Below are 14700 nucleotides of genomic sequence, written 5' to 3'. Positions count from 1 at the left end.
AAATGTATAGATATGCATAATACTTGGGAAAGGTTGTGAACTATGCTAAAACATAAAGTAATAGCAGGTTTAATAATTGGCCTGGTATTTTTATCGCTTATGGCTGCTGCTATATACGGTAAAAACGGGGGTAGAGGTTATTATGACCAAAGCAGCTCCGGCAGCATGATTGGGATTATTCAAATCAACGGTGCCATTGCCAGCGGTGCTGACTCCAGCAGCTTGTTTTCGACTGTGGCAGGTTCTGAGGCCATTATGGAGCAACTGCGCCGGGCCGCCGATGACCCTGCAATAAAAGCGGTGGTGTTGCGGTTAAACACCCCTGGCGGCACTGCAGCGGCTTCCCAGGAAATAGCTCTAGAGGTGGACCGGCTGCGCCAAGCCGGTAAAAAAGTTGTGGCCTCTATGGGTGATGTGGCAGCTTCCGGCGGATATTGGATTGCCTGTCGCTGTGACAAAATAGTAGCTAATCCCGGTACAATCACCGGCAGCATCGGAGTAATCATGGAAACCCAGAATTTGCAGGGGCTGTACGAAAAGTTGGGTGTTGATCCGGTGGTTTTTAAAAGCGGCCCGCACAAGGATATGGGTTCAACCTCCAGGGAGATTACAGAGCGGGAACAGCAAATTTTTCAAAGCATGGTGGATGATATGTATGAACAATTTGTTGATACAGTATCCGAAGGCCGGGGTATAGATCAGGCCAGGGTGCGGGAAGTGGCCGACGGGCGTGTTTTCACCGGCAGCCAGGCCATAAAAAACGGCCTGGTGGATGATCTGGGTAATTTTTACGACGCAATTGATATAGCGGCCGACCTGGCAGGTATTAAAGGTGAGCCCGAGATAATTGATTTATCGCCCCAGTATCCCTGGTGGGGCATGTTAAGCGGTATGCGAACCGGGGCACTTTCAGTCGACCTGTGGCCCTGGCTGCTTTTAAACAACCCGCAAGTCAAGTAGTATTGTAAGCATGCATCTGCACTGCTGCGGTCAATGATATTAAACACTGTTAAAGATTCACGGGAGTTAAGGTGTACTGGTGGAGGTTATTAGTGGAGGTTATTAATGGATAATTTGCAAAATAACAATGAACATGTCCGGGATAAGACAAGTGTACCGGATGGTCAAATGACACCGGATAATTTAAATACGCATGCAGGCGGTCCGCTTGTTAACGATGATGGTAAAGAAAATGTATACCTGGTGGAAGAAAGGGATAATATCGTTAATAATGGTCAGGTTAAAAATGGAATTTTGGATGTCTTTTATGGTGTTCTTTTTGAACCGGCACGAACATTTGCCGGCTTTGTCTCCAACCCTCCCATAGGAACTGTTGTAATTATTTTCGTGGTGCTCAACCTGGTGGAGGCCTTAACAGGTATTTTCACCACACCAATATATTTGGATAGAATAAATTTAGCGGGCTTGCCGGGAGTGACAGTTGGTCAAGCCACGCTGTCATTTGTTGCCGTAACAGGTTTTTTGTTTAGTATATTTAAATGGTTTTTTATGGCCGGCCTTTTGCACCTTCTGGCGGAACTATATGCCGGCAGCGGCTCGGCTCGCAGTGTTTTTACCGTATATGGTGCAGCCGGTTTGCCTGCGGTTTTTATGATACCGGTACAAATAGCCATTGGATTGGTTAATGCAGGGTGGCTGTTTAACTTTATGGCCGGATTGTTGGCTGTAGTGATATATTTCTGGGGAGTTGTATTGTTGATTATCGGGCTGCGGGAAGTGCATCATTTCAGCACGGCCCGGGCTGTGCTGGTGGCTATGACACCCGGAATGATGCTGGTATTCTTGACATTGCTTACTTTTGTTTACTTTGGCACCGTTGTCTCATCTATTATGGCTGCACGTATTATTTAACAATTTTATGCAGGACTTTTAAAAGTGCTGTAGAAAAAGAGATCTAGAAAATGGCTTTACGGAGGGTGGAAATATGCCTGGTCAAAATTATGATATACTTGTTATTGATGACCAAGCTGGTGTGCGCTGGTTAATTTGCGAAGCGTTAATTGATGAAGGGTATTCAATTGATCAGGCTGCCAGCGGTTCCGAGGCTTTAGCAAGATTGGGCCGGAATGATTATCGTCTTATTTTATTGGATGTAAAAATGCCTGGCATGAACGGTTTTGAAATTTTGGAAAAAATTAAAAAGTTTGACAGCGATGTGCCAGTGGTAATGATGACGGCCTATGGCGAGTTGGATATTGAGCAGGAAGTCGCTGATGGTGCCCGACCGGTCAATTATATAAGCAAACCATTTGATTTGGATGATCTTCGTAATATAGTGCGGCGCTATCTCTCTAACCAGAATGATGTTGATTTTACAGCGAGCACATAGCCAGTAGGCTCTAGAAAAAGGATTTATATATTGTTGTGTCGAATACCCGATAAATGAGTAAACATACCATATAGGGCAGGAGGACAGACATGATTATAGTTACCGATGTGCTATTAGCCATGCGGTGCCCTGAATGTGGAAAACTGGATTATCATAATCTTTCTCGTTTTGATTTTAGTGGTCAAAAAAGAGTTGAAGTTAGATGTTCATGTAGTTATGTGAAACTTGTTGTAACCACTAAAGACCGTAGTAACTATTGGCTTCAGGTGCCCTGTGTGGTATGCGAGAGCAAGCATGTACGGTCTTTAAGCGCCAGGATGCTCTGGTCTGGTGAAGCAAACTGCCTTTTTTGCCATGAGACAGGTCTTGAATTGGGGTACATTGGGCCTGCGGACGAAGTTAAGGCCCTGGCTGCTGCGCAGCAGGAAACCATGGAGGCGCTGGCGGATGATTTTGAAGCGGAGGATGAGTATTTTCACAACTCGGAAATAATGTATGAAGTGCTTAATTGCCTGCATGATATTGCCGAGAAGGGCTCTCTTTATTGTCAATGTGGCAACCAGGACGTGGAAGTGGATATATTCCCCGACCGCCTGGAGCTGTATTGCAAGGATTGCGACAGTGTAAATATTATTTATGCCGAAACAGATGATGACCTCCGGGTTATCAAAGAGGTTGAAACCATTGAACTGGTACGCAACGGCTTTGAATGTTTGGACAGTTTGTCCAGTACGACCAAAACCGGTAAAAAACCCAAGCGCAGGCGTAAATAAAATGATAAACACCCCTTAAGGGGTGTATAATACTTTTAGAGCATTAAATTTCAAATATGCCTGATTGAACAATAATGTTTATTAAATGCAGGATTGGCTTACCTGTAGAGAATAATGATGCCGGGAAACGTATTTACGGTAAACAAGTTCATGACGATACGATGCGTTTAGCGGTGGCGTTTTTGATTTATGGAATGATTGCCGTTCTTATGTAATGTTGTATCGTTAGATTTTTTGTTGGAAAATTACCTTATAGATATATATAAAAATCAGGTAAAATAACGTATATACATTTATGAGGAGGTTTGCGTATGAGTTTGGTTCCGGTAAGTGCATTGCTGCGGGAAGCGCAGGCGGGCGGTTATGCGGTGGGCGCCTTTAACTGCAACAATATGGAGATTGTTCAAGCCATCGCCGCTGCTGCTGAGGCTGAAAAGGCACCGGTTATTATGCAGGCCAGCCAGGGGGCGATAAAATACGCCGGCATTGAATATATCACAGCCATGGCCAATGTGGCTGCGGCTATGGTAAATGTACCCGTGGCGCTGCATCTGGATCACGGTACCAGTTTTGATCAAGTGATGCGCTGTATTCGATCGGGATTTTCATCCGTAATGATCGATGGCTCCAAACATACTCTGGAAGACAATATTGCGTTAACCAGGCAGGTTGTAGCTGCTGCCAGACCGGTGGGCGTTTCCGTTGAGGCCGAGTTGGGCAAAATAGGCGGCACTGAGGATGATATCCATGTCAGCGATGCTGATGCTTTCTTTACTGATCCCGAAGAAGCCCGGGTTTTTGTGCAGGAAACCCGGGTGGATGCACTGGCTGTGGCCATTGGTACAGCGCATGGTCGCTACAAAGGTGAGCCCAGGTTGGATTTTGCCCGGCTGGAAAAAATACGTTCCCTGATAAGCATTCCCATCGTGCTGCACGGTTCCTCGGGAGTGCCTGAAGAAGCCATCCGGGAAGCAATTCGCCTGGGGGTGTGCAAAGTAAACATTGACACCAACATCCGCGAGGCCTTTGTCGATCGCTGCCGGAAAGTTATTGCCGACTGCCCCGATGAAATTGACCCGCGTAAAATATTGGGCCCCGCCCGGGAGGCGGCAGTGGAACTGATCAGGGAAAAAATAAGGATTTTCGGCAGCTCCGGCAAGGCTTGATGTAAAACCTTTGTCTATCTATTGACACCGCATTGAGCACTCAACATCCATGCCAATGCAAAGGTTATAATGACATCAGGCGTTTAAGGCGTCCGATAACATTATATGGAGGTGTCCAGTTATTAAACTGTTTATAGATTCCGCCAATGTTGATGAGATAAAGTCGGCAAGTGAACTGGGCGTGATTAGTGGTGTAACCACTAATCCGTCATTAATTGCTCGGGAGGGAAGGGACTTTGGTGCAGTGGTCCGGGAAATAACCACCATTGTGGATGGACCCATCAGTGCCGAAGCGGTTAGTACCGATGCCGGGCCCATGATTGCCGAGGCCGAGGAATTGGCGGCTATACATCCAAATATCGTAGTTAAGATCCCTATGACCGGTGAGGGTCTTAAAGCTGTAAGTGCACTGGCTCAAAAAGGGATCAAAACCAATGTGACCCTGGTTTTCTCAGCCAACCAGGCCCTCATGGCCGCTCTGGCCGGTGCTACTTACGTCAGCCCGTTTGTCGGCCGATTGGACGATATCGGTTACGACGGTCTGGAGTTGATCAAAGATATTGCCGAGATATATGACTTGCATGGCTTGGCACCGGAAATAATTTCCGCCAGCATCAGGCACCCCATGCATGTGACTCAATCGGCGCTGGCCGGTGCCCACATTGCCACTGTACCCTACAAGGTGCTGGTGCAAATGTTAAATCATCCCCTGACTGATTCAGGTATAGAAAAATTTTTGTCTGATTGGGCCAAGGTGCCCAAAAAGTAAGGAGGATCATCCCTTGAAAATCATAGGGCGCCTCAGAGATTATTACAACCGGGTAATGGATTTGCCGGATGCGCCCACAAAGGTGGCCCGGGGCGCGGCCCTTGGGGTAGCCCTTGATTTTTTGCCTCTTCCTTTAATTAGTATTCCCATTGCTTATCTGGTGGCCCGGGTGGTTGGCGGTAATGGTTTGGCCGGTGCTTTAACAGCTGCTTTCTTTAAATGGGCGGTGCCATTTTTCTACCTTTTAAACGTGGCCACGGGTAATCTGCTGTTAGGTACCGAATTACCCGGGGATATGGTTGCGGCTGCGGTGACGGGTGCGCCGGACCACTGGATGGGGCACTTGTTGGAGCTTGGCTTACCGTTTTTAGTAGGGGCAGCGGTGAATGCCATCTTGGCCTGGTTGGCGTTATATATTGTAGTGCGGCGTCTGCTGCTGCTCAGACATTCCCGCAAAGCAATGAAGCACAAAGACATAAAATACTAACTATTTTAATTAGGTGGGTTGCCATTGAACTATAATGAATTAGAAAGTAAAACACTTGCGGAATTATATGCCCTGGCCAAAGAACTTGAGCTGACCGGGTATTCCCGGTTACGCAAAAAAGAATTGGTTGCCGAGATTGTCAGGGCGCAGATGGAGAAAAGCGGGCTGCAGTATTCCAGTGGTGTGCTGGAAATACTTCCTGACGGCTACGGTTTTTTAAGGCCCGGTCACTTTTTGCGCAGCTATGATGATATATACGTTTCATCCTCACAGATTAGGCGATTTGACCTGCGTACCGGTGACCTGGTGGCCGGGCAAGTCCGCGGTCCCAAGGATACAGAACGCTATTCAGCGCTGTTGCGTGTTGAGCAGGTTAACAATGCCGACCCAGAGGAAGCTGCTAAAAGGCTGCATTTTGCCGGACTCACCCCTCTATTTCCCCAAGAGCGGATTACCCTGGAAACCGATAAGGATAAACTCTCCACCCGGATCATCGATTTAATTGCTCCCATTGGTAAAGGTCAGCGCGGGCTTTTGGTATCGCCGCCCAAGGCGGGCAAGACCGTGTTGTTAAAAGCGATAGCCAATAGTGTTACCGCTAACCATCCGGAAATATACCTGATTGTACTGCTTATTGATGAACGTCCCGAAGAAGTCACCGACATGGAGCGCTCTGTACGCGGCGATGTGATTAGCTCTACGTTTGACGAGCCCCCGGAAAATCACGTGCGGGTGGCCGACCTGGTGCTGGAGCGGGCCAAGCGGTTGGTGGAACACGGCCGGGATGTGCTGATTTTGCTGGACAGCATTACCCGCCTGGCCCGGGCCCATAACTTAGTAGTACCGCCCAGCGGTCGTACGCTGAGCGGCGGCGTAGACCCATCCTCATTGCATAGACCGAAGCGGTTCTTTGGTGCCGCCCGTAATTTGGAAGAGGGCGGCTCACTGACCATTTTAGCTACTGCGCTGGTGGAAACGGGGAGCCGCATGGATGACGTAATCTTTGAGGAATTCAAAGGTACCGGTAATATGGAACTTATCCTGGATCGCCGTCTGGCTGAGCGCCGTATATTTCCCGCCATTGACGTGTTGCGTTCCGGCACCCGCCGGGAGGATTTGTTGCTTAGTAAAGATGAGCTGGAGCTGAACTGGTATTTCCGTAAAGCCACCGCCGGTCTGTCGCCCGCGGAAGCTTTGGAACATATTAGCGAGAGGCTGAAAAAGACCAAATCAAACGGCGATCTGCTGCGAGCCTTTCGCAATATCCGCGGACAAAAGTCAACCAACCAGGGGGCAGTCTCTCTTCCATAACCTAAAAACCCATGTTTTGAGCATGGATATTAAAGCCCGGTAAAAGCCGGGTTTTTTGTCGTGGTGCAAATTGTATAAATTATAGCTTTCCTGGCAATAATTTAAAGTGAAAACAAAAGATTTATTTATCAAAAAAACAATGTTGCATTAATATTGTGGGAGAGGTTAATTTAGAATGTTAAAAGCCAGTAAGAAAACTATAATAACCGCGGGTTTATTAACTTTACTAGTGGCCGGTTGCCTTACTGCTTCGCACCAGCCGGCCCAGGCCAGGCTGGACGAACTGCTGAGTCCTGATAAACCCTATATGACGCCGCCGGTGGCCGAGAAGATAGATCAGCAGGCTACCCAGTCGGTGGCGGCTTTACCCCGGGTTTATGTTGTACAAAAGGGTGACACTTTAAGTCATATTGCTCTGCAATACGGTCTTGATGCCGACCAGCTGGCCGAAACCAATAACCTGCGCGACGGTAATCATATTATTAAAGGCCAAGTACTCATGCTGCCCGGTACTGTAATACCCTATCGGGTGAGCAAGGGAGAAACCCTGAGCTTAATTGCCCTGCGGTTTGGGTGTTCAGAAAAAAAACTGATGGAAATGAATGAACTGCGAGACCCGGATTGCCTGCTGGCCGGTCAACAAATAATGATTCCGGCCGGTCAGGGTGGGGGAGACAGGCAGGTTTCCCGGGGGCTGCCTCTTAGCCAGCTTAGCTGGCCCGTGGTGGGTTGGATTAGTTCCCCGTATGGCATGCGCGACGGTGCTATGCACGAGGGGCTTGATATTGCCGCCGACCAGGGGGAGCCGGTGCGGGCGGTTAAAGACGGGCGAGTGGTCTTTGCCGGTCCACGGGGCACTTACGGCATTACGGTAATCATTGATCACGGTGACGGGCTGCGCACCCTTTATGCGCACAACTCGCGCGTGCTGGTGAGTGATGGGCAGCGGGTATCCGCAGGTCAGCGCATCGCCCTGGTGGGTAGCACCGGGCGCTCCACCGGCCCGCATCTGCACTTTGAGGTGCTGCTAAACGGCATCCCTGTTGACCCGATGCTTTGCCTTGAGCGGGCTTATGCTTAAGCAGGCCGCTATTCAAAAAGCACGGGGACGGTTCTCTTGCTTCCACCGAGCTTCCAGGGGGGGTGTCTGGTGGCACCTCCCCCCTTTTGTTTTATAAATTCAAAATTTGCTCTATGAATACATGGAAATCCTTTAAGTGTTTGTTAATTATGTTTTTAATTATATCGAGCTTGATGATCTGGTAATCATGCACTGCAATATTGCGAAAGCCAACCATAGCCTTTAGGCGCCTGCTTAATCCATGTTCTATAATATTATTTTGGTGCAGCAGATCAAAAGCTTCGCGGCTGCTTTGGGGAAGTCCCAGGTCCTTTTCAGCCACAATGTGCATAGCCAGGTCAATAGCTGCTTCACAAGCTCTTTGGATATTCAGGATTATGGAATCTTGTTTAGTGTAGTCATATAAATTTTGTGGATCGTTGTTATATACTTCATGTATCCTCTTTATACATCGTTTGATGACCATAATTTTGTTGATTATCACGTCATTGGTCATATCTGGTACCTCTTATCGCTATTCTATCAATTATTTGTTTGCGTTCTTCATTTAAACGGGCATATTTTTTTAAGGTGAGCATGTAGAATAACATGCGCTTGGTTTCATCAGTACAATAAATAACTTTTCCGGTAGTCAATACTCTGGCCTGGAATACAGTGGAAGCGGTATTTAAATCCACCAAATCTACATCCCGGCCCAGTTTGTCCGCCAGGTGCTGGCCAATCATAAAAAGCTTGTAGGCACTAAATTTTTGTTCTGCCAAGAAAGCAATATCAATATCGCTGTCGGGCAGCATTTTGCCGGTTAAAGCTGAACCAAAAATAATAATTAAGTAAGGCGCTATTTGTTCCTGTAGATATGTTTTTATGAGCTCAATTTGGGGCTCTTTCAGATACATAAGAAAACACCTTCCAGTGCTGAAACGTTGTTTGTTTAGTTGGTTACGGCCGGTACCAGCTATAGCTTTGGTGCCAGGTGTTGAAAGTTGAAAATCAAAAGATTTTGCAACTTTCAACACCTGGCACCTAATGTCGTTATTTCATTATACTAGTAAAAAATGGGTATCGCAAGTTGCAGCCAAAGACAAGATAAATGTAGCTTCACCTGTATATCAAATTGCATTATACTGAAGGATGGTAGATGAAGATAGAGAAATGTAGAAAAGTGGGTGCCAGGCTCTATGCAATTATTGTATGTTGATGAACAAGGCCGTATGTACGACCATGCGTTGGGAGCAGTGGGGCGTACCGGTGACCGGTTGGTGGAGATAATGTACGAGGATATGCTGGAATTACCGCCGGGGGCCTCTTTAACGTTATTGCCCGGCAGTAACCCGGTGGGTATGGATAAAAACGGTGATTTCAAGCTGCTGCGGCAGGTGCCCGGCGAGGGTAGCTCAGCCCTGGCGGTAGGGGCTTTGCTGCCCCAGGGCTATACCCGAACCCTGCTGCCCGGTTACCGGCGCCAGGCCGATCAGCCGCTGCCCCTGCTGGGATACGCGGCGGTGGCCTGGCATGAAGGCCGGGTTTATGTGGCCGCCGTCCGCACCGATGAACCGGACCGCTGGGATCCTGTACACTATAATTCGGCGGATTTACCCCAGTTGGTGCAAAACAGGCTGGACCGGGCACCACAAAACCGGGTGCTGGCCCAGCTGGCTCACTGTGCCCTGGAATACAGCTGCTATACTGCCCAAAATATTTTCTACAGCCGCTGGGAGGGCGGCCTGCCCATGTCCCCTGCCTGCAACGCCCGCTGTCTGGGCTGCATATCGCTGCAGCCCGCTCAATGCTGCCCCTCTCCCCAGACCCGGCTAAATTTTCGCCCTACCTGCTCCGAAGCGGTGGAGGTGACCCTGCACCACTTGCTGCATGCCCCGGAGGGAATTATCAGTTTCGGCCAGGGCTGCGAGGGGGAACCGGCTCTGGCTGCGGATGATATAGCGCAAGTGGTTACTGAGGTGCGCCAAAGAACCAGCCGGGGCACTATTAATATGAATAGTAATGCGGGTTATACCCTGGGAGTGGAGAAAATTTGCCGGGCCGGGCTTGATTCCATGCGGGTCAGCCTGATCAGCGCCCGGGAACAAGTTTACCAGTCCTATTACCGGCCCTGGGATTACCGCCTCACTGATGTGGCTGCATCAATTAGGATAGCCCGTTCCCTGGGGGTTTTTGTGTCTTTAAACCTGCTGGTGCTGCCCGGTTTAAACGACCGTGACGTGGAAATTGAAGCGCTGGTGGATTTTATCGAGGATAACGGCGTAAACAAGGTGCAGCTGCGCAATTTAAACATTGACCCCGATTTTTTCTATCGCCAGGTACTCGTTAATGGTGAAATATATGGTGTCGGGCAGCTTATTGAAGCACTGCGGAGTATACCAGGCCTGGAGCTGGGCAATTTTTCAAGGCCGGTATCTTCATAGACTCTGTTCGAAAAGTCCGCCCGAGATCCACTTCGAACTTCTGTGTTGGCTCGGCTTCCGCGGTGCTTGCTTATTTCCGTATAGGCTTCGTCTCTCAAACCAAAGCCTACCTTTTCGAACAAGCTCTTCTAGAAAAATATATTAAGTCGTAAGTCCAGCCCTTGGGCATGTTCTATAAAGCAGTCACATTGCCGTGTTAATGCTACAGCAATTAACAAGTTAGCGGAGATAGGGACGGTTCGAGCGTTCTTAAAAGCGTGGCGAAGGGCTCCAGGGGGTACAGGGGGTACAGAGGTTATGACGGAGCAAACGTCCCGTGTCAAAGCGTGGCGAAGAGCTGAGGGAGTAAGACGGACGAAACGTCCCTGTGTCTTATTAAACATGGCGGTGGTCGAGAAGGTTCGCTATGCGTGGCGAAGGGGTTTGAAGCTTGTGCACAAATTAGAGCAATGTAATATTTTCTTGATTGATAAAAATCGTTATGCTATAATGATTAAGTGTCTTATAAGGAAAGTTGTGTTTATTCTATGTCTACCCCATATATATTTTACCGGAAAGAGGTGAGCCACTGTGAAGGAAAAAATTCATCCCAAATATGGAGAAGCTAAAGTAACTTGCGTATGCGGCGAGACTTTTACCACCGGCTCCACAAAGAAGGAAATTAAGGTGGAGATTTGCTCCAAATGTCACCCGTTTTACACCGGTTCCCAGCGGACTGTTGAAACAGGCGGGCGAGCGGAAAAATTCCGCAAAAAGTACGGCTTGAAATAGTTTTAACAGCAGGGCGGGTGCTCTGCTTTTATTTTATCTAAAAGAAAATGGTGATTATATAGGTACAGGGGTTGACCACCGCAGAGCCCGATGATGACATGGTGGAAGTGGCCATGACTGCCCTGAAGGCCGTGCTCAGTGAGAATAGAGGTGAAGTCAGTGTTAGATAAGCTGGAAAGCCTGGAGAACAAATATGAAGAATTAAGCGAGTTAATTGCCGACCCCAAAGTAATGGATGACCAGAGTCGCTGGCAGCAGTATGTAAAATCCCACTCCGAGCTCAGTGAAGTTGTCACGGTCTATCGCGAGTATAAAAAGGTACTCTCCGAGCTCGAGGACGTTCGCCAGATGCTCAAGGATAAATTGGACAACGAAATGCGGGAAATGGCGGAGCTGGAAGAGGAAGAACTGGAAAATAAAAAAGAAAAACTGGAAAATAATCTTAAGGTACTTCTGCTGCCCAAAGACCCCAATGATGATAAGAACGTTATCATGGAAATCAGAGCTGGCACCGGTGGGGAGGAAGCAGCCCTGTTTGGCTCCGATTTGTTCCGCATGTACACGCGATTTGCCGAGCTGAAAGGCTGGCGTACCGAGATAATGGATGCCCATTATACGGACATCGGTGGTGTTAAGGAAATAATTTTTCTTATCGAAGGTAAAGGGGCGTTCAGCCAATTAAAATTCGAGAGCGGCGTACACCGGGTGCAGCGCGTGCCCACCACCGAGTCGGGCGGGCGTATTCATACCTCTGCAGCCACGGTGGCTGTGCTGCCCGAGGCCGAGGAAGTGGAAGTGGATATAAACCCCAATGAATTGCGCATTGACGTGTTTTGTTCCACCGGCCCCGGCGGGCAATCGGTGAACACCACCCAATCGGCGGTACGGATAACCCATATCCCCACTGGAATAGTGGTTTCCTGCCAGGATGAGAAATCGCAGCATAAGAATAAAGATAAAGCTATGCGGGTACTGCGGGCCAGGCTGCTGGATCAGGCCCAGCAGGAACAGCAGCAGCAGATGGCCAGCGCCCGCAAATCCCAGGTGGGCTCCGGTGACCGCAGCGAGCGTATTCGCACCTATAATTTCCCCCAAAACAGGGTTACCGACCACCGCATTGGGCTGACCCTGCACCGGTTGCAGGAGGTGCTCATGGGTAATTTACAGGAAGTGGTTGACGCCCTGATTACAACCGACCAGGCCGAGCGCCTGCAGCAGGTGGATTAGCCATGCCGGGCTTAACCGTGCGGGACAGTCTCATTCAGGCTGCCCGGTATTTGAAGGAAAAGGGCGCGTTTTCCCCCCGGCTGGATGCCGAGGTGCTGCTGGCCCATGTGCTGGGCCGGGACCGGGTGTATTTGTACCGGGAAGCTGACCTGGTGCTTAATACGGACCGCCAGCGGCGCTACCGTACATTGCTGGAGCGCCGGGCGGGCGGTGAGCCCGTGGCCTACCTTACGGGGCTTAAAGAATTCATGGGGCTTGACTTTGAAGTTGGGCCCCATGTTTTAATTCCCAGGCCTGAAACCGAGTTAATGGTAGAAAAGGCGTTGGAAGTGTTATCTAGCTGGCCCGGGCGGCGGGTTGTGGTGGATGTGGGCACGGGAAGCGGTGCAGTGGCTGTGAGCTTGAGCCGCCTGGCACCGCCGGGCACCCGTGTGCATGCCATAGACATATCGGAAAATGCCCTGGACATTGCTCGTGCTAATGCCGCCCGGCATAACGTGCCGGTACTTTTTCATGCGGGTGATCTAATGACACCTCTGCAGGGGATGCTGTCGCCCGGAACGGTGGCCGTTATAACCGCCAACCTGCCATACATACCCAGTGGTGCCATGTCCTGTTTGCCCCGGGATGTGTGCGGCTATGAGCCGGCTCTGGCCCTGGACGGCGGTGCTGACGGGTTGGAGCTTTATCGCAGGCTGGTGCCACAGGCATACACCTGGCTTGCTTCCAGTGGGTGCTTGTTCATGGAAATTGGCCCGGACCAGGCTGAACAAGCCCTAGCTATGTTGGGGCCGCATCGCTGGCGGCCCAGCTTGTACCGGGACCTGGCCGGTCGCCCGCGATTAATCTGTGGGGTTAAAACAAGTTAATTGTTATCACTATGACATAGGTGCCGGGTGTTGAAAGTTGAAAATCTTTGATTTTCAACTTTCAACACCCGGCACCAAAGCCTACTTTCTAAACACTCAATTATTAATGTATCTTGACGTTGGTTTGTAAAAATTCCGGCTCTGTTACCATTCTTTTATCGCCCAATCCTTTGTGGTATACTACTCCAGAGAGTGTACGGCACCATATTGCGCCCGTATCATTTCACCTAATATTCATTTTGCGGCTAACCAGATGGAAGTTTGTTAAAAGCATACATCTGGTATGAGACTCCTGCTAAGCTTTTATTGATTTGGGAAGGATTTATATGAAAAGTGCAGATTGTAAAACACGTCACCTGGTGGTAGATCCTGTACAGCCGGATGCCTCATTAATCCAGCAAGCTGGTGCCGTATTGCGGGAGGGTGGTCTGGTGGCTTTCCCCACTGAAACTGTTTATGGCCTGGGGGCCAATGCACTGGATGCCCGGGCGGTGGCCGGTATTTATCTGGCCAAGGGGCGTCCCGCTGACAACCCTTTAATTGTACATATTGAAAGTCACCGGGTTTTAACCCGTTATATTGATGAACTTCCACCTGTTGTATCGCTTTTGGCCGCGCGCTTTTGGCCCGGTCCATTGACTATGGTTTTGCGGGGCGGACGGTCCTTTCCCCCGGAGGTGACCGCCGGTCTTGATACAGTGGCCTTTCGGGTGCCCGCCCACCCTGTGGCCCTGGCTTTAATCCGGGCGGCCGGCGTGCCCGTGGCCGCCCCCAGCGCTAATGCTTCCGGACGTCCCAGTCCCACCACTGCGGCTCATGTGCTGGACGACCTGTCGGGGAAGATAGCGCTGGTGCTGGATGGTGGGCCATCCGGTTTGGGCGTGGAATCAACCGTGCTGGATCTCTCCGGCGACCAACCCGTGATTTTGCGCCCCGGTGGCGCCATCCAGCGGGATCTGGAGCAAGTGCTCGGTCCGGTGGAGTTGGATCCTTCGGTTAACGGCGTTGCTGTTGCCGGGGACAGGCCCCGGTCGCCGGGTATGAAATATACGCACTACGCACCCCGGGCACCGCTGCTGCTTTTTGAAGGACGTGACCACGAACGGGTGGCGGCCAGCGTATTGGCTGATGCCAGGCGCTTGTCTGCCGGCGGCACCAAGGTGGGCATACTGGCATACAGTGAAACGGCACCGCTGTACGATGGACAGGGTTACAGCGTGGTGGTGCCCGGTAAACGTTCCGAACCAGGTACGGTGGCAGCTTTGTTATATGAATCGCTGCGCCGGTTTGACCAGTTGGGGGTGGATGTGATACTGGCCGAAGGTATTATCCCAGACGGTTTGGGACTGGCAGTAATGAACAGGTTACGCCGGGCGTCCGGGGGGCATGTAATAACTGTATAGGTGTGGGTTGCTAACCTTTACCGGTATTGATAAATTTAACTTGGAACGCATAGATATAGTTAGCGGTTAT

At 49.9% G+C, this 14700-nt stretch carries 17 protein-coding genes; 15 read left to right on the top strand and 2 right to left on the bottom strand.

Annotation, left to right across the window (positions count from 1 at the left end; genetic code table 11):
• The first annotated feature begins 42 nt into the window (after window positions 1-42).
• The 9 genes from sppA (at window position 43) to DESGI_RS21995 (ending at window position 7937) form a co-directional block, all read left to right on the top strand.
• Window positions 43-960 (top strand): signal peptide peptidase SppA, encoded by a 918-nt coding sequence (sppA, locus tag DESGI_RS22035; protein WP_006522294.1) that lies wholly within the window; start codon window positions 43-45, stop codon window positions 958-960.
• Between the two features lie 105 nt (window positions 961-1065).
• The gene (locus tag DESGI_RS22030) at window positions 1066-1872 is read left to right on the top strand and encodes a Yip1 family protein (RefSeq protein ID WP_006522295.1); all 807 of its coding nucleotides are present in this window, start codon (window positions 1066-1068) and stop codon (window positions 1870-1872) included.
• A 73-nt stretch (window positions 1873-1945) separates the two neighbouring features.
• Window positions 1946-2350: a response regulator gene (locus tag DESGI_RS22025; RefSeq protein ID WP_006522296.1), complete on the top strand. Its 405-nt coding sequence runs from the start codon at window positions 1946-1948 to the stop codon at window positions 2348-2350.
• Window positions 2351-2439: 89 nt separating this feature from the next.
• The gene (locus DESGI_RS22020; RefSeq protein ID WP_006522297.1) at window positions 2440-3123 is read left to right on the top strand and encodes a hypothetical protein; all 684 of its coding nucleotides are present in this window, start codon (window positions 2440-2442) and stop codon (window positions 3121-3123) included.
• Window positions 3124-3434: 311 nt separating this feature from the next.
• Window positions 3435-4289, top strand: coding sequence for a class II fructose-1,6-bisphosphate aldolase (locus tag DESGI_RS22015; RefSeq protein ID WP_006522298.1), 855 nt, complete (start codon window positions 3435-3437; stop codon window positions 4287-4289).
• 121 nt (window positions 4290-4410) lie between these two features.
• Window positions 4411-5058 (top strand): fructose-6-phosphate aldolase, encoded by a 648-nt coding sequence (fsa, locus tag DESGI_RS22010; RefSeq protein WP_041285044.1) that lies wholly within the window; start codon window positions 4411-4413, stop codon window positions 5056-5058.
• Between the two features lie 13 nt (window positions 5059-5071).
• Complete coding sequence (locus tag DESGI_RS22005) at window positions 5072-5545, top strand: DUF2062 domain-containing protein (protein ID WP_006522300.1); 474 nt, start codon at window positions 5072-5074, stop codon at window positions 5543-5545.
• 24 nt (window positions 5546-5569) lie between these two features.
• Entirely contained in the window at window positions 5570-6856 is a 1287-nt protein-coding gene (rho, locus tag DESGI_RS22000; protein ID WP_006522301.1) for a transcription termination factor Rho, read from the top strand.
• Between the two features lie 175 nt (window positions 6857-7031).
• Window positions 7032-7937, top strand: a complete 906-nt coding sequence (locus DESGI_RS21995; RefSeq protein ID WP_006522302.1) for a M23 family metallopeptidase — start codon at window positions 7032-7034, stop codon at window positions 7935-7937.
• A gap of 91 nt (window positions 7938-8028) precedes the next feature.
• On the opposite strand, the gene hepT is transcribed toward DESGI_RS21995, so the two are convergent.
• Complete coding sequence (gene hepT / locus DESGI_RS21990; protein ID WP_006522303.1) at window positions 8029-8433, bottom strand: type VII toxin-antitoxin system HepT family RNase toxin; 405 nt, start codon at window positions 8431-8433, stop codon at window positions 8029-8031.
• Window positions 8423-8833 carry a type VII toxin-antitoxin system MntA family adenylyltransferase antitoxin gene (mntA, locus tag DESGI_RS21985; RefSeq protein WP_041285810.1) on the bottom strand — a complete coding sequence of 137 codons (411 nt, stop codon included), beginning with the start codon at window positions 8831-8833 and terminating at the stop codon, window positions 8423-8425. Before mntA ends, hepT begins: the two co-directional genes overlap by 11 nt.
• 282 nt (window positions 8834-9115) lie before the next feature.
• On the opposite strand from mntA, the gene DESGI_RS21980 reads away from it, so the two are divergent.
• The 6 genes from DESGI_RS21980 (at window position 9116) to DESGI_RS21955 (ending at window position 14630) form a co-directional block, all read left to right on the top strand.
• A complete protein-coding gene (locus DESGI_RS21980; protein ID WP_006522305.1) occupies window positions 9116-10360 on the top strand; it encodes a radical SAM family protein in 1245 nt (414 codons plus the stop codon).
• 570 nt (window positions 10361-10930) lie between these two features.
• Entirely contained in the window at window positions 10931-11131 is a 201-nt protein-coding gene (gene rpmE, locus DESGI_RS21970) for a 50S ribosomal protein L31 (protein ID WP_006522307.1), read from the top strand.
• Window positions 11132-11202: 71 nt separating this feature from the next.
• Window positions 11203-11301, top strand: coding sequence for a DUF1385 domain-containing protein (locus DESGI_RS24965; RefSeq protein ID WP_006522308.1), 99 nt, complete (start codon window positions 11203-11205; stop codon window positions 11299-11301).
• Window positions 11291-12358 carry a peptide chain release factor 1 gene (gene prfA, locus DESGI_RS21965; protein ID WP_006522309.1) on the top strand — a complete coding sequence of 356 codons (1068 nt, stop codon included), beginning with the start codon at window positions 11291-11293 and terminating at the stop codon, window positions 12356-12358. The genes DESGI_RS24965 and prfA overlap by 11 nt, the downstream gene beginning before the upstream one ends.
• A 2-nt stretch (window positions 12359-12360) precedes the next feature.
• Window positions 12361-13227, top strand: a complete 867-nt coding sequence (prmC, locus tag DESGI_RS21960; RefSeq protein WP_006522310.1) for a peptide chain release factor N(5)-glutamine methyltransferase — start codon at window positions 12361-12363, stop codon at window positions 13225-13227.
• Between the two features lie 326 nt (window positions 13228-13553).
• Window positions 13554-14630 (top strand): L-threonylcarbamoyladenylate synthase, encoded by a 1077-nt coding sequence (locus tag DESGI_RS21955; protein WP_006522311.1) that lies wholly within the window; start codon window positions 13554-13556, stop codon window positions 14628-14630.
• The last annotated feature ends 70 nt before the right edge of the window (window positions 14631-14700 follow it).

The organism is Desulfoscipio gibsoniae DSM 7213 (assembly GCF_000233715.2).
Classification (GTDB): domain Bacteria; phylum Bacillota; class Desulfotomaculia; order Desulfotomaculales; family Desulfallaceae; genus Sporotomaculum; species Sporotomaculum gibsoniae.
This window is presented reverse-complemented; position numbering and strand designations above follow the sequence as displayed.

Bases quoted from the DNA above. Each gene is read 5' to 3' on its own strand.
- hepT (WP_006522303.1), bottom strand. From the start codon at position 8,433: ATGACCAATGACGTGATAATCAACAAAATTATGGTCATCAAACGATGT.
- DESGI_RS21955 (WP_006522311.1), top strand. From the start codon at position 13,554: ATGAAAAGTGCAGATTGTAAAACACGTCACCTGGTGGTAGATCCTGTA.
- DESGI_RS22025 (WP_006522296.1), top strand. From the start codon at position 1,946: ATGCCTGGTCAAAATTATGATATACTTGTTATTGATGACCAAGCTGGT.
- mntA (WP_041285810.1), bottom strand. From the start codon at position 8,833: ATGTATCTGAAAGAGCCCCAAATTGAGCTCATAAAAACATATCTACAG.
- DESGI_RS22015 (WP_006522298.1), top strand. From the start codon at position 3,435: ATGAGTTTGGTTCCGGTAAGTGCATTGCTGCGGGAAGCGCAGGCGGGC.
- DESGI_RS21980 (WP_006522305.1), top strand. From the start codon at position 9,116: ATGCAATTATTGTATGTTGATGAACAAGGCCGTATGTACGACCATGCG.
- DESGI_RS22020 (WP_006522297.1), top strand. From the start codon at position 2,440: ATGATTATAGTTACCGATGTGCTATTAGCCATGCGGTGCCCTGAATGT.
- DESGI_RS21995 (WP_006522302.1), top strand. From the start codon at position 7,032: ATGTTAAAAGCCAGTAAGAAAACTATAATAACCGCGGGTTTATTAACT.
- DESGI_RS22030 (WP_006522295.1), top strand. From the start codon at position 1,066: ATGGATAATTTGCAAAATAACAATGAACATGTCCGGGATAAGACAAGT.
- sppA (WP_006522294.1), top strand. From the start codon at position 43: ATGCTAAAACATAAAGTAATAGCAGGTTTAATAATTGGCCTGGTATTT.
- prmC (WP_006522310.1), top strand. From the start codon at position 12,361: ATGCCGGGCTTAACCGTGCGGGACAGTCTCATTCAGGCTGCCCGGTAT.